Origin of the sequence: Halomonas campaniensis (assembly GCF_002211105.1) — a bacterium.
Taxonomy (GTDB): Bacteria; Pseudomonadota; Gammaproteobacteria; order Pseudomonadales; family Halomonadaceae; genus Vreelandella; species Vreelandella campaniensis_A.
The window spans coordinates 259,412-283,688 of the sequence record NZ_JPUA01000049.1; the positions used below are offsets into that span (position 1 = coordinate 259,412).

At 57.8% G+C, this 24,277-nt stretch carries 23 protein-coding genes; 5 read left to right on the top strand and 18 right to left on the bottom strand.

Going from position 1 to position 24,277, the window contains the following annotated elements; all coding sequences use genetic code 11:
- Window positions 1–13 precede the first annotated feature (13 nt).
- The 11 genes from JI62_RS22060 to dksA form a co-directional block, all read right to left on the bottom strand.
- Window positions 14–1,192 (bottom strand): acetyl-CoA C-acetyltransferase, encoded by a 1,179-nt coding sequence (locus tag JI62_RS22060; RefSeq protein ID WP_088702202.1) that lies wholly within the window; start codon window positions 1,190–1,192, stop codon window positions 14–16.
- A 220-nt stretch (window positions 1,193–1,412) separates the two neighbouring features.
- Window positions 1,413–1,793, bottom strand: a complete 381-nt coding sequence (gene panD / locus JI62_RS22065; protein ID WP_088702203.1) for an aspartate 1-decarboxylase — start codon at window positions 1,791–1,793, stop codon at window positions 1,413–1,415.
- Between the two features lie 29 nt (window positions 1,794–1,822).
- Window positions 1,823–2,686, bottom strand: a complete 864-nt coding sequence (panC, locus tag JI62_RS22070; protein WP_088702204.1) for a pantoate--beta-alanine ligase — start codon at window positions 2,684–2,686, stop codon at window positions 1,823–1,825.
- Between the two features lie 84 nt (window positions 2,687–2,770).
- Window positions 2,771–3,562, bottom strand: coding sequence for a 3-methyl-2-oxobutanoate hydroxymethyltransferase (gene panB, locus JI62_RS22075; RefSeq protein WP_088702205.1), 792 nt, complete (start codon window positions 3,560–3,562; stop codon window positions 2,771–2,773).
- A 158-nt stretch (window positions 3,563–3,720) separates the two neighbouring features.
- A complete protein-coding gene (gene folK, locus JI62_RS22080; RefSeq protein ID WP_088702206.1) occupies window positions 3,721–4,215 on the bottom strand; it encodes a 2-amino-4-hydroxy-6-hydroxymethyldihydropteridine diphosphokinase in 495 nt (164 codons plus the stop codon).
- Window positions 4,215–5,597, bottom strand: a complete 1,383-nt coding sequence (gene pcnB / locus JI62_RS22085) for a polynucleotide adenylyltransferase PcnB (protein WP_088702207.1) — start codon at window positions 5,595–5,597, stop codon at window positions 4,215–4,217. The genes folK and pcnB overlap by 1 nt, the downstream gene beginning before the upstream one ends.
- A 924-nt stretch (window positions 5,598–6,521) precedes the next feature.
- A complete protein-coding gene (locus JI62_RS22090) occupies window positions 6,522–7,910 on the bottom strand; it encodes a sigma-54-dependent transcriptional regulator (RefSeq protein WP_088702208.1) in 1,389 nt (462 codons plus the stop codon).
- The gene (locus JI62_RS22095) at window positions 7,888–10,836 is read right to left on the bottom strand and encodes an ATP-binding protein (RefSeq protein WP_088702209.1); all 2,949 of its coding nucleotides are present in this window, start codon (window positions 10,834–10,836) and stop codon (window positions 7,888–7,890) included. Before JI62_RS22095 ends, JI62_RS22090 begins: the two co-directional genes overlap by 23 nt.
- The gene (locus JI62_RS22710; RefSeq protein WP_170938617.1) at window positions 10,826–11,002 is read right to left on the bottom strand and encodes a hypothetical protein; all 177 of its coding nucleotides are present in this window, start codon (window positions 11,000–11,002) and stop codon (window positions 10,826–10,828) included. The genes JI62_RS22095 and JI62_RS22710 overlap by 11 nt, the downstream gene beginning before the upstream one ends.
- A 1-nt stretch (window position 11,003) precedes the next feature.
- On the bottom strand, window positions 11,004–11,915 hold the full coding sequence (gluQRS, locus tag JI62_RS22100) for a tRNA glutamyl-Q(34) synthetase GluQRS (protein WP_088702210.1): 912 nt from the start codon (window positions 11,913–11,915) through the stop codon (window positions 11,004–11,006).
- A 92-nt stretch (window positions 11,916–12,007) separates the two neighbouring features.
- Window positions 12,008–12,445 carry an RNA polymerase-binding protein DksA gene (dksA, locus tag JI62_RS22105; protein ID WP_088702211.1) on the bottom strand — a complete coding sequence of 146 codons (438 nt, stop codon included), beginning with the start codon at window positions 12,443–12,445 and terminating at the stop codon, window positions 12,008–12,010.
- A 215-nt stretch (window positions 12,446–12,660) separates the two neighbouring features.
- Between dksA and JI62_RS22110 the strand changes: the two genes are divergently transcribed.
- Both JI62_RS22110 and sfsA read left to right on the top strand, forming a co-directional pair.
- Window positions 12,661–13,821, top strand: coding sequence for an aminotransferase class I/II-fold pyridoxal phosphate-dependent enzyme (locus JI62_RS22110; protein WP_088702212.1), 1,161 nt, complete (start codon window positions 12,661–12,663; stop codon window positions 13,819–13,821).
- A complete protein-coding gene (gene sfsA, locus JI62_RS22115) occupies window positions 13,821–14,549 on the top strand; it encodes a DNA/RNA nuclease SfsA (RefSeq protein ID WP_170938618.1) in 729 nt (242 codons plus the stop codon). Before JI62_RS22110 ends, sfsA begins: the two co-directional genes overlap by 1 nt.
- 203 nt (window positions 14,550–14,752) lie before the next feature.
- On the opposite strand, the gene JI62_RS22120 is transcribed toward sfsA, so the two are convergent.
- The 6 genes from JI62_RS22120 to JI62_RS22145 all read right to left on the bottom strand — a co-directional run bounded on the left by JI62_RS22120 (window position 14,753) and on the right by JI62_RS22145 (window position 19,395).
- On the bottom strand, window positions 14,753–15,202 hold the full coding sequence (locus JI62_RS22120; RefSeq protein WP_088702214.1) for a DUF4426 domain-containing protein: 450 nt from the start codon (window positions 15,200–15,202) through the stop codon (window positions 14,753–14,755).
- 39 nt (window positions 15,203–15,241) lie between these two features.
- Window positions 15,242–15,835: a methionine biosynthesis protein MetW gene (gene metW, locus JI62_RS22125; protein ID WP_088702231.1), complete on the bottom strand. Its 594-nt coding sequence runs from the start codon at window positions 15,833–15,835 to the stop codon at window positions 15,242–15,244.
- Window positions 15,835–17,061, bottom strand: coding sequence for a homoserine O-succinyltransferase MetX (gene metX / locus JI62_RS22130; protein WP_088702215.1), 1,227 nt, complete (start codon window positions 17,059–17,061; stop codon window positions 15,835–15,837). The genes metW and metX overlap by 1 nt, the downstream gene beginning before the upstream one ends.
- Before the next feature lie 86 nt (window positions 17,062–17,147).
- Window positions 17,148–17,741, bottom strand: coding sequence for a YggT family protein (locus JI62_RS22135; RefSeq protein WP_088702216.1), 594 nt, complete (start codon window positions 17,739–17,741; stop codon window positions 17,148–17,150).
- Between the two features lie 57 nt (window positions 17,742–17,798).
- Window positions 17,799–18,623, bottom strand: coding sequence for a pyrroline-5-carboxylate reductase (proC, locus tag JI62_RS22140; RefSeq protein WP_088702217.1), 825 nt, complete (start codon window positions 18,621–18,623; stop codon window positions 17,799–17,801).
- A gap of 55 nt (window positions 18,624–18,678) precedes the next feature.
- On the bottom strand, window positions 18,679–19,395 hold the full coding sequence (locus tag JI62_RS22145) for a YggS family pyridoxal phosphate-dependent enzyme (protein ID WP_088702218.1): 717 nt from the start codon (window positions 19,393–19,395) through the stop codon (window positions 18,679–18,681).
- Between the two features lie 32 nt (window positions 19,396–19,427).
- Between JI62_RS22145 and JI62_RS22150 the strand changes: the two genes are divergently transcribed.
- A complete protein-coding gene (locus JI62_RS22150) occupies window positions 19,428–20,471 on the top strand; it encodes a type IV pilus twitching motility protein PilT (protein WP_088702219.1) in 1,044 nt (347 codons plus the stop codon).
- The gene (locus JI62_RS22155) at window positions 20,464–21,639 is read left to right on the top strand and encodes a PilT/PilU family type 4a pilus ATPase (protein WP_088702220.1); all 1,176 of its coding nucleotides are present in this window, start codon (window positions 20,464–20,466) and stop codon (window positions 21,637–21,639) included. Before JI62_RS22150 ends, JI62_RS22155 begins: the two co-directional genes overlap by 8 nt.
- 53 nt (window positions 21,640–21,692) lie before the next feature.
- Here the strand turns inward: JI62_RS22155 and JI62_RS22160 are convergent, their stop codons facing one another.
- Window positions 21,693–22,832 carry an anhydro-N-acetylmuramic acid kinase gene (locus tag JI62_RS22160; protein WP_088702221.1) on the bottom strand — a complete coding sequence of 380 codons (1,140 nt, stop codon included), beginning with the start codon at window positions 22,830–22,832 and terminating at the stop codon, window positions 21,693–21,695.
- Window positions 22,833–22,971: 139 nt separating this feature from the next.
- Between JI62_RS22160 and tyrS the strand changes: the two genes are divergently transcribed.
- Window positions 22,972–24,171, top strand: coding sequence for a tyrosine--tRNA ligase (tyrS, locus tag JI62_RS22165; RefSeq protein WP_088702222.1), 1,200 nt, complete (start codon window positions 22,972–22,974; stop codon window positions 24,169–24,171).
- Window positions 24,172–24,277: the final 106 nt, after the last annotated feature.

Below are 24,277 nucleotides of genomic sequence, written 5' to 3' on the forward strand. Positions count from 1 at the left end.
GAAGGGTCGGTTGTTAAGGCCGCTCGATAGCCAAGGCTACACCCTGTCCGCCGCCGATGCACAGCGTCGCGAGACCTTTCTTGGCGTCGCGGGCGATCATTTCGTGGAGCAGCGTGACCAGTACGCGGCAGCCTGAGGCACCAATGGGGTGGCCTAGGGCGATCGCGCCACCGTTGACGTTCACTTTAGACGTATCCCAGCCGAGCTCTTTGTTGACGGATAACGCCTGGGCTGCAAACGCTTCGTTGGCTTCCACCAAGTCCAGGTCATCCAGACTCCAGCCGGCTTTTTCCAGGCAGCGGCGAGTGGCCGGTGCGGGGCCGATACCCATAATGGCAGGGTCAACGCCAGCGTTAGAGTACGCCGCTATACGTGCCAGTGGCTCTAGCCCCAACTGCTTGGCTTTTTCGGCGGAGCAAAGCATCACCACTGCCGCACCGTCGTTAAGCGCCGAGGCGTTACCGGCGGTAACGGTGCCGTCTTTCTTAAACGCGGGACGCATACCACCAAGTTTTTCCGCGGTGACTTCGCGGGGATTTTCGTCGGTATCGAATACCACCGGATCGCCTTTGCGCTGGGGAATTTCCACCGGCACGATCTGGCCTTTGAACTTACCTTCTTTGATGGCGGCAGCGGCTTTCTGCTGCGACGCCGCGGCGAACTCGTCCATCGCTTCGCGGGTGATGCCGTACTTTTCGGCTAAGTTCTCGGCGGTAATGCCCATATGGTAGTTGTTAAAAGCGTCCCACAGGCCGTCATGCACCATGGAATCAATCGCTTTCCAATCGCCCATGCGCTGACCGTTGCGGGAATTGGGCAGTACGTGGGGCGAAGCGGACATATTCTCCTGGCCGCCGGCCAGAATCAGCTCGGCATCGCCGCAGCGAATGGCCTGAGTGGCGAGATGCAGCGCTTTCAGCCCTGAGCCACACACTTTGTTGATGGTCATGGCCGGTACCGAGTCTGGCAGACCGCCTTTGATGGCCGCTTGTCGCGCTGGGTTTTGGCCAACGCCTGCGGTGAGCACCTGGCCCAGTAGCACTTCGTCAACTTGATCGGGAGCAACGCCGGTGGAGGCGAGGATATCCTTGATCACCAGAGCGCCCAGGTCGCTCGCGGGAATGCCTGCGAGGGAACCACCGAAAGCGCCCACAGCGGTGCGGCGTGCCGCAACAATGACTACTTCTTGCATAAAATGACTCCTGAAGTGATTAACAGACAGTCTGATGCCAGATGCCCGATAGGCCTGCTCTGTCAGCCGTTCTCTTTTATTCGTACTCTATCAGCCGTCTCTTCAGCATAGGGGATGGTGATGCGTTGCGGCAATAAACCTTTATGGGCAAATAAAAACGGGCCAACATGTGGCCCGTCAGAAGAAAGCATTAGAGGCGCTAAGATTAGGCCAGTTGTGATCAGGCCAACTGTACCGGGATAATATTGCTGGTGTGGCTGACGTGGTTACCTTCCTGCAGATACACCAGCGCGGGTTGATGCTTTTCCAGTTCGGCTTCGGAGTAATGAGCGTAGCTGCAGATAATGATCCGGTGGCCAGGGGCGGCGAGGTGGGCCGCAGCGCCGTTGATCGAGATGAGCTTGGAGCCTTCCTCGCCGCGAATGGCGTAAGTGGTGAAGCGTTCGCCGTTCTCGACGTTGTAAATCTGGATCTGTTCATTTTCACGAATGCCCGCCATATCCAGCAGGTCGCCGTCGATGGCGCAGGAGCCTTCGTAGTTGAGTACCGCGTGAGTGACGCGTGCCATGTGCAGCTTGGCTTTGAGCATGATGGTATGCATGTGAGTTCCTATTGTTACCCGTTGTTTGTTTATTCTCTGGCAGCGCTGGCCGGGAGTTGGACAGTGAGGTTGTCGATTAATCGCGCCGGCCCCAGCTTGGCGGCGGCCAGCAGTACCGCATGGCGGGTCGCTAGGTTAATGGGGCCTAGCGTGGTATCGCGCAGTTCCAGATAGTCCAGCGTAAAGCCCGCATCATACAGCGCGGCATGGCCCTGGCGTAGTACCTTTTCGATAGGTTCTCCGCGCGCTAACGCATCGCGAAGCGTACACAGCGTGCGATAAAGCGCAGGGGCGATTGCACGCTCCTCGCTACTTAAATAACCGTTGCGTGATGACAGTGCCAAGCCATCTTCTGCGCGCACGATGGGCACGCCGATAATCTCGATAGGCATGTGCAGGTCGCACACCAGCTTACGAATCACCGCCAGCTGCTGGTAATCCTTCTCCCCAAAGCAGGCGACATCTGGCTGTACCAGATTAAACAGCATGCTGACCACGGTGGAGACACCGTCGAAATGGCCGGGGCGTGAGCCGCCGCACAGCCCTTCACCCACCACGGGCACATGCACGCGGGTCTGTGCGTCCAAGCCGTTGGGGTAGAGCGAGCTGACTGCCGGGGCGAACAGCACGTCGCAACCGGCCTCGATAAGCTGCGCTTGATCGGCATCAAAGGTACGCGGGTAGCCGTCTAAATCTTCGCCTGGGCCAAACTGCATCGGATTGACAAACAGGCTTGCGACCACTATGTCGGCGTGCTGGCGCGCGCAGGCGACCAGCGCCAGGTGCCCGGCATGTAGGTTGCCCATGGTGGGTACCAGGGCAATACGCTGGCCCCGTTGGCGGTAATCTCGCAGCGTGCTGCGTAGCTGATCAATATCTCGCAAAGTGCGCATAGTCGTTTCGTGTCAATAACAAAAAATGGGCGATAGTCGAGCTGTCTTAAAACGGCTGTTAAAAGCGGTTTTTAGAAACGGTGCTTAGAAACAGTGCTCTTGAGCCGGGAAGGCGCGGGTTTTGACGGCTTCGTGGTAATGCTGGAAAGCCGCTTGAATGCTATCAGCCTCAGCCATGAAGTTTTTTACAAAGCGCGGCGTACGGCCATGGGTAACGCCAAGCACATCGTGCATTACCAGGATCTGGCCATCGGTATCCGGCCCTGCGCCAATGCCGATCACCGGTACATCCAGCGCAGCGGTAACCGCTTTGCCCAGGCTGGCAGGAACGCACTCGAGCAGAATCACCGAAGCGCCTGCCTCGACAAGTACTTTTGCGTCATTAATGATGCGTTCCGCATGAGCGGCATCGCGGCCTTGCACTTTATAGCCACCTAGCTGATGCACGGTTTGCGGGGTTAACCCCAGGTGGGCACACACCGGTACGCCGCGACGGGTAAGTTCACGAATGCCATCGGCCATCCACGCTTCGCCTTCCAGCTTGACCAGTTCCGCTCCCGCGCGCATCACGGCACCGGCATCTTCCAACAGGCGCTCGGTGGTGGCATTGCTCATAAACGGCAGATCCACCATCAGCAGGCTGTGGCCTTTGCCACGTGCCGCGCAGCGGGTGTGGTAAACGATGTCGTCAATGGTGACGGGGAGAGTGCTGTTATGGCCCTGTAGCACCATGCCCAGCGAATCACCGACCAGCAGGACATCGATGCCCGCCTGGCTTGCCGCGTGGGCAAAGGAGGCATCGTAAGCGGTTAGGCAACTGAACGTCTCGCCAGCCTGCTTATAGGCCTGCAGCGTGCTTAGGGTGACGGTTTTCATGGCGTGCTCTCATGTTTTACGTGAGGCCGCTGCGACATAGGCAGCCGACCATTATTGATGCTGCATCCCTGCATGCGCGAAGTGGCGTAACCGGTGATTGTTACCTGAATGGGGTGTCGGTGTCGAGATTTGTGTCAAAAGGTAGCGTTAGCCGCACACTAGGCGTTAGATAAGCGTTCCAAGCCTTGGTTTTCAACTTGCTCAAGCCATGTGGATAGCGGCTGTTTGAGAAGGTCTAGAGAGGGGGCGATCTCGGCAAGGGGGAGCAGTACAAAGGCCCGGGCAGTCATTTGCGGGTGGGGGACGCGTAGCCTAGGCGTGTCGATAGTGTCGTTGGCGTAGAGCAGTAGATCCAGGTCGAGGGTACGTGGCCCCCAGTGGCGCTGGCGGCGGCGGCGATGCTGCTGCTCTAATGCCTGAAGCTGATCAAGCAGTGCCAGTGGCGAGAGGCGTGTCTCCAGCGCTGCCACCGCGTTGATAAAGTCCGGCTGATCCTGCGGCCCCACCGGGCGGCTAGCGTAGAGCGATGAGGCTGCCACCAATCGACTTAGCGGTAGCATTGCCAGCTCGTTAAGGGCCTCGCGAACCTGCTCGATGGGCGCCTCTAGATTGCTACCCAAGCCGATATAGGCGAGCTGGTAAGACGCACCCACTACTCTGGTGCACTCGGCTTACGGCGCCGTTTGCGACGGCGATCACCCTGGCTGGCGGGGTCGCCACCCACTTTTTGCAGCAAGCGACGCTGTTCGTGCTCATCGCCGCGCTGAAATGCCGTCCACCACTCGCCTAAACCACTGGGTATCTCGCCTGCCTGTTCGCGTAGCAGCAGCAGGTCATAGCCGGCCCGGAAGCGCGGGTGCTCCCGGGTTTGAAAGGCCTTTTTACCGCGCCGCTGGGGCAGACGCTGCTGTAACTCCCAAATTTCCCGCATGGGAATGCCAAAGCGCTTGGGGATCGAGGTGAACTCTAACTGACGAGAGACCACCTGCTGAGCAGCTGCTTGCAGGGCGGGAATAGGGGGCATGCCCTCTTGCTCCAGCGCTTCCTGACGATGTTTGACCGGTGCCCATAAGAACGCCGCCAATAGAAAGGCCGGGGTAACCGGGCGTTCTTCGGCGATACGTTTATCCGTGTTGGTTAGCGCCTGCTCAATCAGCTCTTCGGCCCAAGCGGCATCGGCCATGGCTTCTTCGGCCTCGGGGAACAGCATACCAAATAGGCCGTAGTGGCTGAGTAGCCGGAAGGTGACCAAACCATGGCCCGACATAAACAGCTTGAGCACTTCATCGAATAGACGCGCTGGGGGAATCTGTAGCAGCAGCGGCGCCTGATCGTACATCGGCGCTTCGGTGGCGGGGTCTAGCGTGAAGTCGAGCTTAGCCGCAAAGCGCACCGCCCGCAGCATTCTGACCGGATCTTCGCGATAACGTGTCGCCGGGTCGCCAATCAGGCGCAGGGTACGGGTCTTGATGTCTTCGGCGCCATTGGCAAAGTCGGTGATGCTAAAATCGGCGATATTGTAGTAGAGCGCATTAACGGTGAAGTCGCGGCGCAGCGCGTCCTCTTCAATATTGCCCCATACATTGTCGCGTAGCAGTAACCCTTCATCGGACTGGTGGGCAATGTGATCGCCATGCTCGTCTTGGGGTTTGCCGCGGAAGGTGGTGACCTCTATGACCTCGCGGCCAAAGCGTACGTGGACAATCCGAAAACGACGGCCAATCAGGCGAGAATTACGAAATAGATCGCGAACCTGTTCGGGAGTGGCGTTGGTGGCGACGTCAAAATCCTTGGGCATCTTGCCAAGCAGCGCATCGCGTATGCAGCCGCCCACTAGATAGGCGTCGTAACCTGCACCGCTAAGGCGATAAAGCACTTTTAACGCGGCATCACTAATATGCTGGCGAGAAACAGGGTGCTCGGACCGAGGGATGTTGCGCGGAGTAAGGGCGCTGGTGCTGCTCTCTTGGGGATCAAGCAAGGTTTTCAATTGCTCCCCCGGGCTGTGTAGGAAACGGGTAAATCCTTTAAACATGCGACGATTTCAACTCGCAGGGTACGAAAAAATGGTCGTAAACATAGTCGTTAGAAAACACTTCAAACGAGTACTGCACATAAACCACGAATGGCTGAGTGTAGCCGACCCTCTATGGCTTGCAAAGAGCGGCTTGCAAAGCACTTGACGCCAGCGCGTGATGCTCACAGCCTTTTGCATCGAGTTTTATAACGGACAGACACGGAAAGGGGAGGCTAAGAGAGCCTCCCCTATTAAGCAATCAATCAGCGTCCGTGCTGCTATTTTTCTTCATGATGGCACATCGCCCTGAATACGCACCGCAGTCGGCAGGCGTGAGGAGCACGGTAGTTCCGACCGCCTCGTATTCAAAACAATAATCCAACCGCGAACTTTTCTCCCCCCGGGGAATTATTATTGGCGCCGGGGTGTACACAATGACAGCTATTGTTGTTGTTAGGATGCCGAGTCACGTTGTACGTCGCGTCCTTATCGGGCCACTTGCTGCTTTTATTGTTGTTCGCTGCGCCTGTGTTGCCTGCGCAAGCAAGTAATGAGACTCAAGCCTGTTGTTTTTATTAGTACCGTTATCTCTACCTGGCCCTGTTGTTCTTGTTGTGGCTCAGGTGGGGGTGAGGTCATGTTGTTTTTATTGGTGACCTACCGCTATGCCCAGTTTGTTTTTCTTACTCAGTAATATTGCAGACGCTGTGCCACCTATTGAATAAATTATAGATTTCAGAAGGTTGGCGTTTTTAAAGTTGCTGAGGAACTTTGCGATGCGCAAAGTGTTACCCCTTTCGTGGCCGTTTGTGCGCGGCGTTGTGTGGGAAGGTAACAGTGCAAACGTGGTGAGAGGCGAGATATTTCTTATTTAAATCAGTGTATTAGACTATGGTCGTAGAGTGCGGATGGCAGGGGGAGTGGGTAGTCATGCCCAGGTGCTTAACCTGGGCGCCGGGCAGTTTTTTTGCGCGGTATACCCAAACGTTGGCGCCGCTCCCAGAGGTTTTTACGACTAATACCCAGTTTTTGTGCCAGTTCGGTCTCACTCATTTGGTCTTGGTGCTCAAGCACAAAGTGCTGGAAGTAATCTTCTAAAGAGAGGTCGTCTTCATTCTCTTCGGCGTTTTTATCCCCGCTACTACTGCTAACGGAGGCATTAACGGGCGATGTATGGGGACGAGGGGTAGCCGGTGCCAGTCCCAGATCATCCGGATGGATCAGATGTCCTTCGGCAAGAATTACCCCGCGCTCAAGGGCATTCTCCAGCTCGCGAACATTGCCCGGCCATGGGTAGTCGCGCAGATCCTGGCGGGCTGCGCGGGATAGGCGCAGGCCCGTGCGCTCGTGACGTTTACACGCTTTGTCGAGCAGGATGTCGGCGATCTCAAGCACGTCATCCTCACGCTCTCGTAGAGGCGGCAGCTCAATCTGCATCACGTTCAGGCGGTAGTAAAGGTCGAGACGAAACTCGCCGGTTTTCGACAGTGCCCGCAGATCACGGTGAGTGGCCGCAATTAGGCGGACGTTAACGTGGCGGGTTTCTACCGAGCCAATCTTGCGGATTTCTCCCTCTTGCAGAACGCGGAGCAGGCGTGCCTGGGCATCCAGCGGAAGCTCGCCAATCTCATCCAAAAACAGCGTGCCGCCATCAGCGGCTTCGACTAACCCAGTGCGCGCAGCGCTGGCGCCGGTAAAAGCGCCTTTCTCATGGCCAAACAGCTCGGATTCGATCAGCGTTTCAGGAATCGCCGCACAGTTGACGCAGATCAGCGGTGCCTTGGCGCGCTTGCTCTGCTGGTGAATAGCGCGTGCCACCAGTTCCTTACCGGTGCCGGACTCGCCGAGAATCAGTACGGTGACATCGGCGGGGGCGGTTTTACTGATGCGGGTGTAGACCTGCTGCATGGCGACGCAGTTGCCGATCATGGTTTGTCGGCTGCCGCCTGCATCGGTGATATCCGGCGGAGGGCTCTGTTGCATGGACTGCTTATGCAGGATCCGCTCAACGGTTTCCAGCAGCTCCGCGTGGTCAAAGGGCTTAGCGACATAGTCCACCGCGCCTAGTTTGAGTGCTTCTACCGCCGAGCGCATGCTCGCATAACTGGTCATGATCAATACCGGTACGGGCACGGCTGCCGCGATCAGCGTCGTGCCCGGTTCGCCCGGTAGGCGCAGGTCGCTAATAATGAGATCGAAACCGGTGAGCTCAAGCTGGCCGGCCTCTTCAGCACTGGCGGCTTCGCTAACCGTATAGTCGTGGCGTTCTAGCAGCCGCTTCAATGCGCTGCGAATAATCGCTTCATCTTCAACAATCAGAATCCTGGGCATGGGTTGGCTGATCATCCTGTAGGTAAAGCGGCAACCATAGCGTAATGGCCGTGCCGCGAGGCTGTCCCGGGGGTGGCGAGGCCACGTCTATTTTACCCTGGTGCTCATTGATAATCTGGTAGGCCAGAGAAAGGCCCAGGCCGGTGCCCTCGCCGGCGGGTTTGGTGGTGGTAAAGGGCTCGAATAAGTGGTCGCGTACCCGTGGGTCGATGCCCTGACCGTTATCGACTATCCGCCACCAGGCAAGCTGCCCTTGGCATCCTGCGGTAATGTGAACTTCTCCTCCCAGACCACAGGCATCCCTGGCATTACTGAGCAGATTGACCATCACTTGCGTTAATCGCTGGGCATCGCCACGCACCACCACATCGTCGGGCGTCTCATTGGTTAGGATAACATCCTCTCCCGAGCGGGCGAGATGGATCAAGTGCAGTGCGTCTTCGCTAATCGATGCAAGCGCCACCGGCGAGGCGGGCAGCGGCACCGACTGGCGCCCCCCATGGGCAAAGCCAACCAGTGAGTTAACGATTTTGGTGACCCTTTGAGTGAGCTGCTGGATTTGGTCGGCGGTCTCCAGCAGGGCAGGATCGTTGGTGTCGTAGCGGAGATTTTGCGCCAGAGATGAGATGCCGGTAATCGGATTACCAATTTCATGGGCGACCCCGGCGGCTAGCTGGCCGATAGAGGCGAGCCGCGCGGCATGCACCAACTCATCTTCCAGCCACTTCATTTCGGTGTGGTCTTCAATCAGGATGACGCTGCCGCCACGGCTGTCATTGCCGCTGAGAATGGCTTTGTGCAGGGTCAGGAAGTAGTCTCGGCCGTGCAGCGCCACCGCTTGCTTGTAGAGCGGGCCTGGCGTGGCATCTAACACGCTGCCCAATAGTCTGGGCCAGGGGGCTGGCAGGCTATCGCGGCGTGAGCCGATCACACTTTCACCGCTAATCCCTGAGAGCTGCGAGAGCGCCTGATTCCACATCAAGAGCTCATCGTCATCGCCCAGAACGCATAGCCCTACAGGCAGATAGGCCAGGGTTTGCCGGTGGTGGCGGCGCAAGCCGTCGAGCTCACGGGCTAGCCCTGTTAGTCGTGAGCGGTAAGCTTCCAGTCGACTCTCGACAAAGTGAATATCGTCGGTTTCTGGGGTGTCGTCATGTCGGTAGGGCAGGTAGCGATCGACGATATCCCGAGCTACTGAAGGCCCCATCAAACCAGACAAATTTGCCTGAATTCGGTCACGCAAGCGGCGCAGGGCGTAGGGGCGGCGCTCCTGGGGCGTTAAGTTGAGCGCTTGCAGGGCCCTGTTCACTTCGCGGCTAGCCGCCTCATCGCCGAGTGCGTGGGCTAAGTGGGTAGAAAAGTCGCTGGCCGTGGCGGCTTCCAGAGGAAAGCGTTTGGAGCGGATAACGGCATCCACCGAGCACGCCTCTGCGGCGGACTGCTCACCTTCAGAAATACGTGTGAACAGCGATATCACAATCAGCAGCAGGATATTGACCGCTAACGATAGCAACGTAACGTTGTACCAAACCGGTGCACCCGTGTCGGTAAGTGGTGTAATGGGGAGCGTCGGCACGGGGAGCGAGAACATAAGCGGCAGCCATAGCCCCCATAGCCACACGCCGACGCCTGCGATCAGGCCAATTACCATGCCTTTACGGTTAGCTCCCGGCCAATAGAGCAGTGCCAGCATACCGGGCAGGCACTGGGCCATGCCGACAAAGGCGGCTAACCCCAAGCCGATAAGGCCATGATGGCGCCCCACCCATTGGTAAAACACCCAGCCGCCGATAATCACCGCGACCACGAGCCCACGGCGTAGCCACAGCAACCAGCCGTAGAGATCACTGCGCGCTTCCGGGGGCCTCGCTACCAGCACAATATGATTCAGCACCATGCCAGAAAGCGCCAGCGCAATCATAATCATGGTGCCGCTGGCGGCGGCTAGACCGCCGATAAACGCCAGTGCGCCCACCCACCAGTGCTCGGTCATTAGGTAGGCGGCATAAGCGGCGATGGGAATGTCCGGGTTGATCGATTGTGCCGCCCACCAAATCAGTGGCACGGGCAGCGCCATGAGCAGCAGAAACAGCGGCAGCGTCCAGCTTGCTTGTAGCAGGGTGTGCCGCGATAGACTTTCTGAAAAACTAATATGAAACAGATGCGGCATCATGAAGGCTGCGGCAAAAAACAGCAGCAGCAGGGTTCGCCACTGAGCAGGGTCAAGTTTGGGCGTCTGTTGTTGGAGGATTGCGCCAGGGCCTTCCAGCCAACGCTGTAAGTCACCGGGGCCGTCAAACACCATCCACATGGCAACAGCCCCTAGTCCCAGCATTGCCAGCAACTTAACAATCGATTCAAACGCGATGGCGCTGAGCAGGGTGTCGTGGCGGCCATGAGACTGGCTGTGGCGGGCGCCGAAAATCACCGCGAAAGCGGCAATCACCGCGCAAAAAAGCAGTGCAACGCTGCCCCCCGCTTGGCTGACAGTGATGATATTGATGGCTTCGCTGAGGGTCTGTACCTGAATGCCGAGCAGGGGCAGTACTGCCAGTAGACTGACCAGGGTGACCAGCGTGCCCGCCCAGCGGGAGCGAAAGCGAAAGGCAAATAGATCCGCCAGCGACGTTAGTTGATAGGTGCGGGTGATGCGCTGGATAGGCACGAGTAGCACGGGGGCGAGCAAGAAGGCACCCGCTGCGCCCAGGTAGTAGGCGAGGAAGCCAAACCCGGCATGGGCAGCCATTTCCACGCTGCCGTAAATCGCCCAGGCACTGGCGTAAACACCCAGGGCAAGGGTGTAAACAATCGGATGGCGGGTAATGCGCACCGGCACCCAGCCGCGCTCTACTGCAAAACCGCAGCCAAACAGTAGCGCCAGGTAGCCTAGCCCCAGTAGTAGGACGCCGACTATCTCAACGTTCATCAAGCTTCCTCTTCTGCTCCAGCCAGAGGGTTAACGCAATTAAACCACCCCAAATCGCAAAGGGCCGGTACCAGGCGGCCTCCGGGGCGCTCCAGCCATTCATCAGTAGCGGAGAGAGCAGATAGCCACCAAACACCAAAAACAGCATGATGCGATAGACGTACATATCAATCTCCTGGTGATGCGGAGGGCGGTATTGAACGGTGCTTCGCTGGGCGCAGTTGTTCAAGTGACCAGTTGGCTACCGCCCAGTGTAGCTGAGTCGCCGGGGGCTCAGCAGCAAGCGCCTGAGGCGGTGCTTGGTCAAGTGCTGCCAGTGCCTGAAAGAGCTGCCGCCGCACCCCGCGCTCATCTTCTGCCAGGGCGGGGGCCAGGTTTTGCTTCGAGAGCTTCTGACCTTCAGCGGTGACAATCAGCGGCAAGTGCAGGTAGCGTGGTTGCGGTAGCCCAAGCGCACCCTGCAACTGGCGCTGCCAGGGGGTGTTATCGAGCAGGTCGAGCCCGCGCACCACATCGGTAACTTGCTGCTCGGCGTCATCGACGACCACGGCCAACTGGTAGGCCCATAGATTATCTTTGCGCTTTAATACCACATCGCCCAGTTCAGCGGGGTCAAACTGCTGCGCGCCGAATAGCCGGTCTTGCCATTGAATAGGGCGCTCGCCAAGGTCGCTGCGTAGCCGCCAGGCCACTGGTTGGGTGGGATCGCAAACGCCATCGCGGCACCAGCCGGGGTAGATATCAAACGCCTGCCACTGCTTACGGGAGCAGCTGCAGGGGTAGGCAATACCGAGTTGGATCAACTGATCCAAGGCAGTTTGATAAGCCGCATCACGGGTGTGCTGCCACATCACACTCCCATCCCACTCCAGGCCAAAGGTTTCCAACTGACGCAGGATCGTGCTCGCCGCGCCATCGGGGCAGCGGGGCGGGTCGATATCCTCAATGCGTACCAACCACTCCCCCTGTGCCGCACGGGCGTCCAGGTAGCTGCCTAAAGCGGCGACCAAAGAGCCAAAGTGCAGCGGGCCTGAGGGCGTAGGCGCAAAGCGGCCACGGTAGCCAATTGAGTCGTTCATTGTAGCGTCGTCCTTGGTGGTTCAGGCAAGCGCTGCCAACAAAAACGGGCACCCTAAGGTGCCCGCGTTCAAGTAGAACGTTGTGTTAGTGCTCAGCCGCCGAGCTGCTTCTCCTTGAGTTCTGCCAAGGTTTTGCAGTCCACGCAGAGGGTGGCGGTGGGGCGAGCTTCTAAACGGCGGATGCCGATTTCAACGCCGCAGGCTTCGCAGAAGCCGTAGTCATCATCATCGATTTTATCGATGGTTTCGTTAATTTTCTTGAGCAGCTTACGCTCGCGATCCCGCGTGCGCAGTTCCAGGCTAAAGCCCTCTTCCTGGGTGGCGCGGTCGGCGGGGTCGGCGTAGTTATTCGCATCTTCCTGCAGGTGGCGTACGGTACGATCCACCTCTTCCATGAGATCCTGTTTCCAATCCAGCAGCAGCTGACGGAAGTGCGCTAGCTGCTGCTCGTTCATATACTCTTCACCCGGCGCTGGCTCATACGGGGTGAAGGACTTGGACGCTTCCGGTTTCTTTTCTGCTACTGGCATGGGACTGCCCCTTACATATGTGACTACTGATCGACCATGAGCGATTGTCACGATCTCACGCCAAAGGGATGCTTGTTTAGCTGAAAAATGGCTGGGTTGCAAGCATAATGGTGAGCTTTCGACGATTGTTTGGCCTTGAATATGACTAGCGCCATGTTTTAGTTAGTTTTTCAATATTTACCACGTTTTAAAAATGAATTGATGAAGGAGCCGTTATGGCCTGGAATTCGCGTGTCGATCACGTTGCCCCTTTTCGGGTCATGCATTTGCTGGAAATGGCCCAGGCGCGGGAAGCCGCTGGCTTTGATGTAATTCACCTGGAGGTGGGCGAACCCGATTTTGCTACCCCTGAGCCAATCATTGCGGCAGGCCAAGCGGCACTTGCCAGTGGCTTTACCCGTTATACCCCCGCGGCGGGCTTGCCCGCGCTGCGCGAGGCCATTGCCGGTCACTACGCGGAGCACTTTAATGCCAACGTAGACCCCGCACGCATTTTGGTAACGCCCGGCGCGTCGGGCGCACTGCTGCTGGCCAGCCAACTACTCGTCGAAAGTGGCTCACGGGTGTTAATGGCTGACCCCAACTACCCCTGTAACCGGCACTTTATGGCCCTGTCGGGCGCCGAGATTGATGCGGTGTCCGTGGGGCGTGATAGCGGCTGGCAGTTGGATGCTGCCCTGATAGCGCGGTATTGGCGTGAAGAGACCAGCCTTGCCATGCTGGCGTCCCCCTCTAACCCCACCGGCCATACATTGAGTGCGCAGCAGCTCTCGGCGGTGCTGGCAGCGGTCGCTGAGCGTGAAGGTGAGGTGATTGTCGATGAGATTTATCAGGGCCTCAACTACGACGATGCGCCGCTATCGGCGACCTCGCTCTCCGCCAACGCCTTTGTGGTCAACAGCTTCTCAAAATATTTTGGTATGACCGGCTGGCGCCTGGGTTGGTTGGTGGCGCCTGAGCATGCGGTAGAGCCATTAACGCGGCTGGCGCAAAATATGTTTCTTGCCGCGCCAACCCCTTCGCAGCATGCCGCCCTGGCGGCGTTTACGCCCGAGTGCCGGGCCATCCTTGAACAGCGCCGTGAAACCCTGAAAGAGCGTCGCCAAGTTCTGCTGGAGGGGCTGGCAGGCTTGGGGCTGGCGCCGGATCTCCCGCCCCAGGGGGCGTTTTATTTGTGGCTGGATATCTCCCGCTACAGCTGCGATAGCCAAGACTTCTGCGAGCGCTTACTGCAGGAGGAGAACGTGGCGATTACCCCGGGTATTGATTTTGCCTTACGTGGCGGTGAACACCATGTGCGCATTGCGTTTACCAATGATGTGGCCCGTCTGGAAGAGGCAGTGGCGCGGATTGCACGCTTTGTGGGCAGGCTGTGATGCTATCTTATCCGGCGTTGGTACCGGGCACGCTGATCAAGCGTTATAAGCGCTTTCTAGCCGATGTGCGTTTGGATGATGGTCGCGAGGTGGTGGCCCACTGCCCCAATACCGGCTCAATGAAGGCGGTGAACGTGCCGGGGTGCCGTGTGTGGCTGTCGCCTAGCGATAACCCTAAGCGCAAGCTGGCCTGGACCTGGGAGTTTATCGAGCTACCCCAAGCCGATGGACAGCTGGCGCTTGCCTCGGTGCATACCGGCCGCGCTAACCGCATTGTGGAGGCGGCGTTAGAGGCGGGTGAGTTAGCGCCCTTGGCAGGCTACGCCACGCTGCGCCGAGAGGTGAAAGTAGCCGATGCCCGGCTAGATTTTATGCTGGACGATCCAGAGCGAGGACGGGCGTATATCGAGGTGAAGCAGGTCACCCTCAAAGAGCAGGACAGCCACGGCTACTTTCCGGACTCGGTCAGTGTGCGTGGCACCAAGCATCTGCATTCGCTGCGTGTGTTGGCAGAGCAGGGTGAACGGGCAGTGCTGCTGTTTTGTGTCGCCCACGAAGGTATTGCTGACGTGGCCGCCGCTGCGCATATTGATGCCACTTACGCGGCAGCCCTGGCGGAGGCCGCTGCCAGCGGGGTGGAAGTGCTGGCCTATGGCATTGACGTGGAGCGGAAGCAGGGGCGCCCCATCGGCGTAGGGTTAACCCGCCACCTGCCTGTGCGACTGTAGATAGTTTGTCTGCGTTGGAATTTAACCAGAGGCCGTGGGTAGTTGTAAGCAAGGGTCTTTCGCCATGGCCGGAAACTATTCCCTTCAATTCCGGCATTCACGCCATCCATGGCGATCAGATGGCGAAAGTAGCGCCCAAGGATGGGTTTACAGCGCCCTTGCGTCAATCTGCCCACGGCATGTCGAGAGCTATACAGTAGTGCCTAGCGATCAATATAAAAACGCTGAATAAAGTTCACCGGCTCGGGGGCTGCGTTGCGGTCGTAGCGCACGCTTAGCTCAAAGCGCATGTTCTCATCGTCGCGCAGGGTAAACGGCGCTAGGTGGTAGGTGGCATCGCCGTCGTGCACGGTGCGAAAGCTGAGCGACTCTTGGGTACCCGTCAAGCCGCTAACGTGACCCTGGACGCTGGCGTTAACGGGACGGGTAGTGCCATCGTCCTGACGTTCGCGAACGCTGACATTGACCAGGCCGCGGTTAGCGCTGCGCTGGAGGTTGTTCGCCTGGGCCACCTCTGGGGTCAAAAAGCTGCTGTTCACCGCGCTGTAGTGAATCTCGTAATCGCCCACGCTAACGAACTGCTCAGCGTGGGCCCCAGTGGCGGCGAACAGTGTGCCGACAAGGGCGGCACCGATCATTAATCTGCGTAACATGGCGTGGCTCCTTGGGTTACGTTTAAACGCGATCAACATCTAGCGGCGGCGAACGCGGAAAATGGCAATTTCACCAAATAGATTGGGCCATAGCCGCGATTTCCAGTGACCTTGATGATCTCCCACGCCCACCGCGCGATCAACAATCACCAAGCCCTTTTCCCGGCATAGATGCTCAAAATCGTTGAACGTGGATAGGTGGATGTTGGGCGTGTCGTACCAGGCGTGAGGCAGTGATTTGGAGACCGGCATATAGCCGCGCAGGCCCAAGTGCACACGGTGGCGCCAGTAGGCGAAGTTAGGGAAGGTGATAATGCCCTCTTCGGCGACGCGCAGCATTTCATCGAGCATCTTGTCCGGGCGGCGTAGCGCCTGCAGCGCCTGGGTCATAATGACCTGATCGTAGCTGTTATCGCAGAAGCTGCTTAAGCCGTCATCCAGGTTATGCTCAATCACGCTGACGCCACGGGCCACGCAGGCGTTAATGCCGTCGTGGTCGATCTCTAAGCCATACCCGGTTACGTTCTTATTATTCGCCAGGGTTTCCAGCAGTTCGCCGTCGCCACAGGCGAGGTCGAGCACGTGGGCGCCTTCGGGCACCCAGTCGTAAATCAATTCTAGATCGGCGCGCATCATGGCGTCTCCTCTGAGCTCGTTGCCACTTTGCCCACTTGATCATCGCCCGCTTCAGCGAGCTTTAGCTCCCGAGCAGCGCGGCTCATAAAGGCGCTGAAGATGGCGTCGTAGCGCGGCGCTGAAAGTAAAAAAGCATCGTGCCCATGGGGTGATTCGATGTTGGCATAGCTGACTGACTTGCCTGCCCGGGTAAGCGCATCGACCAGTTCCCTGGAGCGCGAGGGCGGAAAGCGCCAGTCGGTGGTAAAGCTGACAATCAAAAAAGGGCACTGCGCTGGGGCCAGGGCTTTGGCTAAGTCGCCCCCCTGGGTGGCGGAAGGGTCAAAGTAGTCCAGTGCCTTGGTCATTAGCAGGTAGGTGTTGGCGTCAAAGGCGGTGGAGAAGGTGTCGCCCTGATAGCGCAGGTAGGACTCCACCTGAAACTCGACGTCGAAACCAAAGTTAAGGTCGTCGCTGCGCAGGTCGCGGCCAAACTTGCTGCCCATGGCGTCTTCCGACAGATAGGTGATATGCCCCACCATACGCGCCAGCTTTAGCCCACGTTTGGGCACAGTGTCGTGTTCAGCGTACCAGCCGTCAAAGAACTCAGGATCAGAGCGAATTGCCTGGCGAGCCACCTCGTTAAAAGCGATATTTTGCGCCGAGAGCCGCGGCGTGGCGGCAATTACCACCGCGTTGGCTACCCGCTCCGGGTAAGTCATTGTCCACTGCATGACCTGCATGCCGCCCAGGCTGCCGCCCACCGCGGCGGCCCAGCGCTCAATTCCCAGGTGGTCGGCAAGCCGTGCCTGGCTGGCCACCCAATCGCTCACCGTCACCATGGGGAATTCAGGCCCCCACTGGCGGCCCGTCTCGGGGTTGTGGCTGACCGGTCCAGTGCTGCCGTGGCAGCCGCCCAGGTTATTGAGCGACACCACAAAAAAGCGGTTGGTGTCGATTGCTTTGCCGGGGCCAATATGAGCATCCCACCAGCCGGGCTTGCGGTCTTCTTCGCTGTGATAGCCCGCGGCGTGGTGGTGGCCTGAGAGGGCATGGCAAATCAGCACCGCGTTGGTGCGATCAGCGTTAAGTGTGCCGTAGGTTTCGTAAATCAGCTCGTAGGCGGGCAGCACTTTGCCGCAGGCGAGGGCGAGCGGCGTGTCGAAGCGTGCCACGTGCGGGGTGACCAGGCCGACGGAACCCGCCGGTCGGTCTGCAAACGCATGCGTATCTGAATCAGGCATTGAAGGCGCGAGTCCTGCTAAAAAGTACGTCTAAATGAATCAAGCCGAAGCGATCCACTGCACAAAGAGCTGGCAGACAGCCGTGATCAGAGCCCGACCAGTGCCCCGGAAATGCCCGCCGCACGAATCAGTGCGCCGACCACCAAACTATCGACCAGATTAATGGCGATAAACACCACGATAGGCGAGAGATCAATCATGCCCAACGGGGGGATCACTTTGCGTACCGGCGCCATAATGGGCTCCACCAGCTGCATCACCAGCAGCGCGCCTGGGTGGCTGGCGTTGGGCGCTACCCAGCTTAAGATGATCATCACAATCATGGCGAAGAAGTAGATTTTTAAAATTGCATTCGCCAGAGCCGCTACACCGGCAATCATCAACCCGGCAATGGGGGGCATGCCCACGCCAATTACCATAAAGATGGCGATGATGCTGACCACTTTCAACACAAAGCCTGCCGCTAATGTAGCGAGGTCGAAGCGACCCGCAACGGGGCCTAAAAAGCCTTGAAACAGACCCACCACCGGTTGGGTGATCTTAACCACCGATTGGCTTAACGGGTTGTAGTAATCCGCCCGCGACGCCTGCAGCAGAAAGCGTAGCATGAGTAAAAAGAGGTAAATATTGATGAGGGTATTTACCAGCATTAACCCTGCACTGCCCAATTCATTGCCCATTATTATGTCTCCTTGATGATTCGTCGCTTAACGGCTGTGCTCGCCGAATGGCTGTGTTTAGCTGCCGCTCAATTCCTTGGCCATTGCCTGGGCGCGGTCGGCGCAGGCCTGCATGGCGTCGGCAATGGTGGTGCGCAGTTGTGCCTCTTCCATATGGTGGATAGCACGCTCGGTGGTGCCGCCCGGCGACATAACGTTCTGTTTCAGCGTGGCCGGGTCTTTATCGCTCTGCTGTGCCATCGTGGCGGCACCCAGCGCGGTCTGAATCGCCAGGCGGCGCGCAGTGGCGGCCGGTAGGCCGAGTTTAACCGCGGCTTCCTCCATGGCTTCAAACATCAGGAAGAAGTAGGCCGGGGCGCTACCAGAAACAGCGGTCACTGCGTCTAACAGGGCTTCCTCTTCCACCCACTCGACAATACCTACCGCCTCCATAAGCTGTGTGGCGATCTCGCGCTGGGCATCGCTAACCTTCGCATTGGCATAGAGGCCGCTGGCGCCATAACCGACCAGCGAAGGCGTATTAGGCATGCAGCGAACCATGGCGTTATGACCACCCAGCCACTGGTCGATGGTGTCGGCATAAAGGCCTGCCGCAATCGAGATCACCAACGGCTGCTGTTGTTGAATGCTGTCGCGCAGCGCTTCGCATACGTTGCGCATGATTTGCGGCTTCACCGCGAGCACCACCACATCGGCCTCAGCCACCGCCGCGTTGTTGTCGGTGTCGGTATTGATGCCTAGGCGTTGTTTAATCGCTGCCAGTTCGCTGTCATTCGGTGCGGTGGCAGTAATCGTAGAGGGCTCGACGCCGCTGTCGATTAGGCCGCCGATAATGGCGCTGGCCATATTGCCGGCCCCAATGAAGGTAATCTTATTCGCCATGGTAGGTGTCCCTTAAGTAAAAGTGTTCTACGTAAAAAAGCGGGCTACTTTTCGTCTAAGCCGATGGGCGAGCGCCGAAAATCGCTGTACCTAAACGCACCAGCGTGGCGCCTTCCAGTATCGCCGCTTCTAAATCGTCGCTCATGCCCATCGAGAGCGTATCAAGGGGCGCGTCTGGCAAGCTGCTTTGTAAGGCGGTGAACGCCTCGCGAAGTGCAGCCAATGGCTGGCGCTGGGCGCTGATATCCTTTGCCGGTGCGGGGATCGCCATCAAACCGCGCAGGTGCAAATTCGGCAGCGTGGCCACTTCTTTGGCCAATTCCTCTAACGCTTCGGGCAGCACACCGGCTTTGCTCTCTTCGCGGCTGATATTAACCTGGAGGCAGATATTGAGCGGTGCAAGGTGCGCTGGGCGCTGTTCGCTCAGGCGCTTGGCAATTTTTAGCCTGTCGACGCTGTGCACCCAGTCAAAGTGTTCGGCAACCGAGCGGGTTTTGTTGGACTGCAGCGGCCCAATGAAATGCCATACAATGCCGTCAAGGTCAGTAAGCTCCGTCTGCTTTTCCAGCGCTTCTTGCAAATAGTTTTCACCAAATTCACGCTGACCCAACTGCCAGGCCTGACGAATCATCGCCGCTGGCTTGGTTTTGCTGACCGCCAGTAGCTTGGCGGCATCCTGGGCACGCCCCGCGTCTTCTAATGCGTCACGCAGGCGTTTAAGCGCCTGAGCGTATGAAGAGTCGAGTGACTCGTTAAGCGCGATGTCTGTCATACTCAAGCACCTTACCGCAGCTGGGAAGAGAGATGGATATTACCGAACTGCTAGCATTCTCGGCAAAGCAGAATGCCTCTGACTTGCACCTTTCGGCCGGTTTGCCACCCATGATACGTGTTGATGGCGACATTCGTCGGCTCAATGTGCCCGCTATCGATAATAACGATGTGCGCAAATTGATCTACGACATCATGAATGATCGACAGCGGCGCGACTACGAAGAGCACCTGGAAATTGATTTTTCCTTTGAAATCCCTGGGGTAGCGCGTTTTCGTGTTAATGCGTTCACCCAGGCCCGCGGGGCGGGAGCGGTATTTCGTACCATTCCCAATCAAGTGCTCTCCATGCAAGCCCTGGGGCTCGGTGAGGTGTTCGAGCGTCTGGCGATGTTGCCGCGGGGCCTAGTGCTGGTGACTGGGCCAACGGGGTCGGGTAAGAGCACGACGCTGGCCGCGATGATCGATTACATTAACGATCATCGTTACGAACATATTCTCACCATTGAAGACCCCGTCGAGTTTGTCCACGTCAGCAAGCGCTGTTTGATTAACCAACGCGAAGTGCACCGCGACACCCATAGCTTTGCCGATGCGTTGCGTAGCGCGCTGCGTGAAGACCCGGATGTGATTCTGGTCGGGGAACTGCGCGATCTGGAGACCATTCGCTTGGCGCTGACCGCTGCTGAAACCGGTCACCTGGTGCTGGGAACGCTGCATACCACCTCTGCTGCCAAGACCATCGACCGGATCATCGATGTTTTTCCCGGCGAAGAGAAAGCCATGGTGCGTTCCATGCTATCGGAATCGCTCCAAGCAGTGGTATCGCAATCGCTGCTTAAACGTCAGGGCGGCGGGCGCGTAGCGGCCCACGAAATCCTCATTGCCACTTCTGCAGTGCGCAACTTGATCCGCGAAGACAAAGTGGCGCAGATGTACTCTGCCATTCAAACCGGCGGCAGCCTGGGCATGCAAACGCTGGATGCCGCGCTGTCGCGTTTAGTGAAAGAGGGCACGGTAAGTCTGGATGAGGCGCAGTTGAGTGCAAAGGGAACGTTGGCGATAAAGGATGAATAAGGAGCATAGAGTGCCAGATGCCCGGCTTTCTCCCACCCAGTGGCTGCACCAGCTGCTTGATATTATGGTTGAGCAAAACGCTTCCGATTTGCTGATCTCCGTGGGTGCGCCGCCAAGCCTGAAAATGCCTGATGGGCTGGTGCCGTTAGGTCAGCAGTGCTTAACCCCCCATCAGGTCAACGAACTGGTCACCCATACGCTACCGGAAGGGCTGCGTGAGCGGTTTGCCCGCGAGCGTGAAGCAAATTTCGCGCTAAGCCGCGCGGGTAAAGGACGTTTTCGGGTCAGCGCGTTTCAGCAGCGCAACCAGATGGCGATGGTGGTACGCAGCATCGCGATTGAAATTCCTCGCCTGGAGGCGCTGGGCGTGCCGGAGCAGTTGGCTGAATTAGCCCAGGCCAAGCGCGGGCTGGTTCTGGTGGTGGGGGGCACGGGAACCGGTAAGTCGACGACCCTGGCGGCGATGGTTCAGCAGCGCAACGAAACCGTCGGCGGCCATATTATCAGTATCGAAGACCCGATTGAGTACCTGCATCCCCATAAGCGCGCGATTGTGAATCAGCGTGAAGTAGGGATTGATACCGAGTCCTTTGAGGTGGCGCTTAAAAATACTCTGCGTCAGGCGCCGGATGTGATTCTGATTGGTGAAATCCGCACCCGGGAGACCATGGAGCACGCGCTGACGTTTGCCGAAACCGGGCACCTCTGCTTGGCCACGCTACACGCCAATAACGCCAATCAGGCGCTGGAGCGCATCATTCACTTCTTCCCCCATGAGCGTCATGAACAGATATGGATGGATCTGTCACTCAATCTGCGTGCGGTTGTCGCCCAGCAGTTGCTGCCCACGCTAGCGGGCGGGCGCCGTGCGGCCATTGAGATCATGCTGCAGTCGCCGCGTATCGCCGACCTGATTCGCAAAGGGGAGATAGCCGAGATTAAAGCAGCGATGGCCAAGTCCCGGGATGTCGGGATGCAAACCTTTGATCAGGCGCTGCATGACCTGCATCAGGCGGGGCATATTAGTCGAGAGGTTGCCATGGCCCACGCAGATTCGGCTAATGACTTGCGCATGCTGCTCAATTTCAGCGATGCCAAACAGCGCAATCTTTCACTAGACGAGCAAGTGCCCAGTCATTTGGGGCTGCGCGATGGCGATGATTACTAAAATTGGCTTGGCTTAGCCTAATTAGTTACTCAGCATAAATTACTCAACATAAACTATGCAGCATAAATGCCGCCAAGCACCCGCGCCCCCTGCGCGCCGGTGACCGAGGGCAGATTGCCGGGTAGGTGGTGCAGGCGCTGGTGAGCCAGCCAGGCAAAGGCGCCGGCTTCAATCCAATCTTCAGGCCAGCCGTACGCCGATGGCGAAGTGAGCGTGGCGCGAGGGATGTGATGGGCAAGGCGCTGCATTAAGTAGCCGTTGTGAGCGCCGCCGCCAGCGGTGATCAGCGTTAGTGAACCGTCACTGATCTGCAGTTGTTCAATGCCTTGAGCAACACTGACGGCAGTGAGTTCGGCCAACGTCGCCTGTACATTGGCCGCGGTTTCCTGCCCGCTGAGGTGTTGTTGTAGCCACTCCAGGTGGAATAACTCACGCCCTGTGCTTCTCGGCGGAGGTTGCTGGAAAAAAGGTTCTGATAACAATCGAGCTAATAGCGCTTCATCTATCTTGCCGCTAGCGGCCCAGTCGCCGTCCTGATCAAAGCGACCGCCTTGATGTAGCGAGAACCAGCCATCCAATAAAACATTGGCGGGCCCGGTATCAAAACCAATCACTGGGTCGGTCGGTTGACTGGAAAGCCAGGTCAGATTGGCGAAGCCGCCTAGATTAAGCACCAGCTGATGCGCGTCTGATCGTCCAAATAGCGCCTGATGAAACGCCGGAGCCAGCGGTGCGGCTTGACCACCAGCGGCTAAGTCGCGGCGGCGGAAATCAGCAACGACCGTACAGCCGGTGAGTTCTGCCAGCAAACTAGGGTTATCCAACTGAAGCGTATAGGCCGGGCCGCCGTTGTGGCCTTTAGGGGCGTGCTCGATAGTCTGGCCGTGGCTGCCGATGGCGCTGATCTGCTCCAGTTCTACTGAGAGCGGTGCCAGTAGCTGCTTTACTGCTTGGGCCTGGCATTGGCAGAACGCGTGCTCTGCTGCTGCTAGCTGGGCAAAACTCACCTGTTCCGCATGACACAGCGTGAGCAGTAGGCGATGTAACTCATCCGGCATCGGTTCGGCGTGGGTCGCCAACAGGCGAGGTGGTGAAGCATTGTCGATGGCGATAAGTGCCGCATCGATACCATCCAGGCTAGTGCCGGACATCAGGCCAATATAGTAAAGCGGCGAAGCGGTAGGCGTTTTCATAAGCGAACTCGTACAAAGCGGGGCTAAAGCTAAGCTAAGGCTAAACCAGGGCTCAACCAAGGCGAACGGGCATGGTAACATCGTCGGCTATTTATCACCTGAGCCCGGTATGGGCGGTTCTTTATAGTGGAGAGAGGCAATGAGTGATGTGGATCAGGCTTTAGCGCTGCTGTCGCGGGGTACGCACGAAATCCTGGTAGAGGATGAGTTAAAAAAGAAGCTGGCTTCAGGCCGCAAACTGCGTATCAAAGCGGGTTTTGATCCTACGGCCCCAGACTTGCACCTGGGGCACAGCGTGTTGCTGACCAAAATGCGCCAGTTCCAGGACTTGGGGCACACGGTTATCTTTTTGATCGGTGACTTTACCGGGCGTATTGGAGACCCTACCGGTAAGAACGTGACGCGCAAACCGCTCACCGAAGAGGACGTGAAAGCTAACGCCGAAACTTATAAAGAGCAGGTGTTTAAAATTCTCGACCCTGAAAAGACCGAGGTGCGCTTTAACGCCGAATGGTTTGGCGAGCTCTCCGCTGCCAAAATGATTGAGCTGGCGGCCCAAAGCACCGTTGCCCGTATGCTGGAACGGGATGACTTTGAAAAGCGCTATAAAGCCAATCAATCCATTGCGATCCACGAATTTCTCTACCCTCTGGTACAAGGCTATGACTCGGTAGCCCTTGAAGCGGATGTGGAGCTGGGCGGCACCGACCAGAAGTTCAACCTGCTGATGGGGCGGGAGATTCAAAAGCACTTCGGCCAGGAGCCCCAGGTGGTCATCACCATGCCGCTGTTGGAAGGGTTGGACGGCGTGCAGAAGATGTCGAAGTCGCTAGGCAACTACATTGGTGTCGATGAAGCGCCGGGTTCCATGTTCAACAAGTTGGTCTCCATGCCGGATAGCTTAATGTGGCGCTATTTTGAGCTGCTCTCTTTGAAATCGAACGAAGAGATTGACGCGCTCAAGCAGAGCGTTGAGCAGGGCGCGAACCCGCGGGATATCAAAATGGAGCTGGCCCGTGAGCTAATTGCCCGCTACCACGGCGATGAAGCAGCCGCCAATGCGCACAAGTCTGCGGGTAATCAACTGGCCGATGGCGAACTTCCGGAAGACCTGCCCGAAGTCACGGTCGATTTCGAAGGCAGCGAGCAAGCGCCCATTGCGGCAGTGCTCAATCGAGCTGAGCTTGCGAACAACAGCGCCCAGGCCAAAGATATGCTGGGTAATGGCCGGGTCAAAGTCGACGGCGACGTCGTTGCCAAAGACACCATGCTGGCGACAGGTAAGAGCTACGTTATCCAAGCGGGTAAGAAACGTTACGCCCGTGTGACGCTTATTTGAATTTTCTGTCAAAAAGCTCTTGCCAACCCGGCAGCGAATCCGTAAAGTACGCATCCGCTGCCGGGGACGCCAAGCGTTACCAGCGGTACATAAGGTGTAAAAGCCT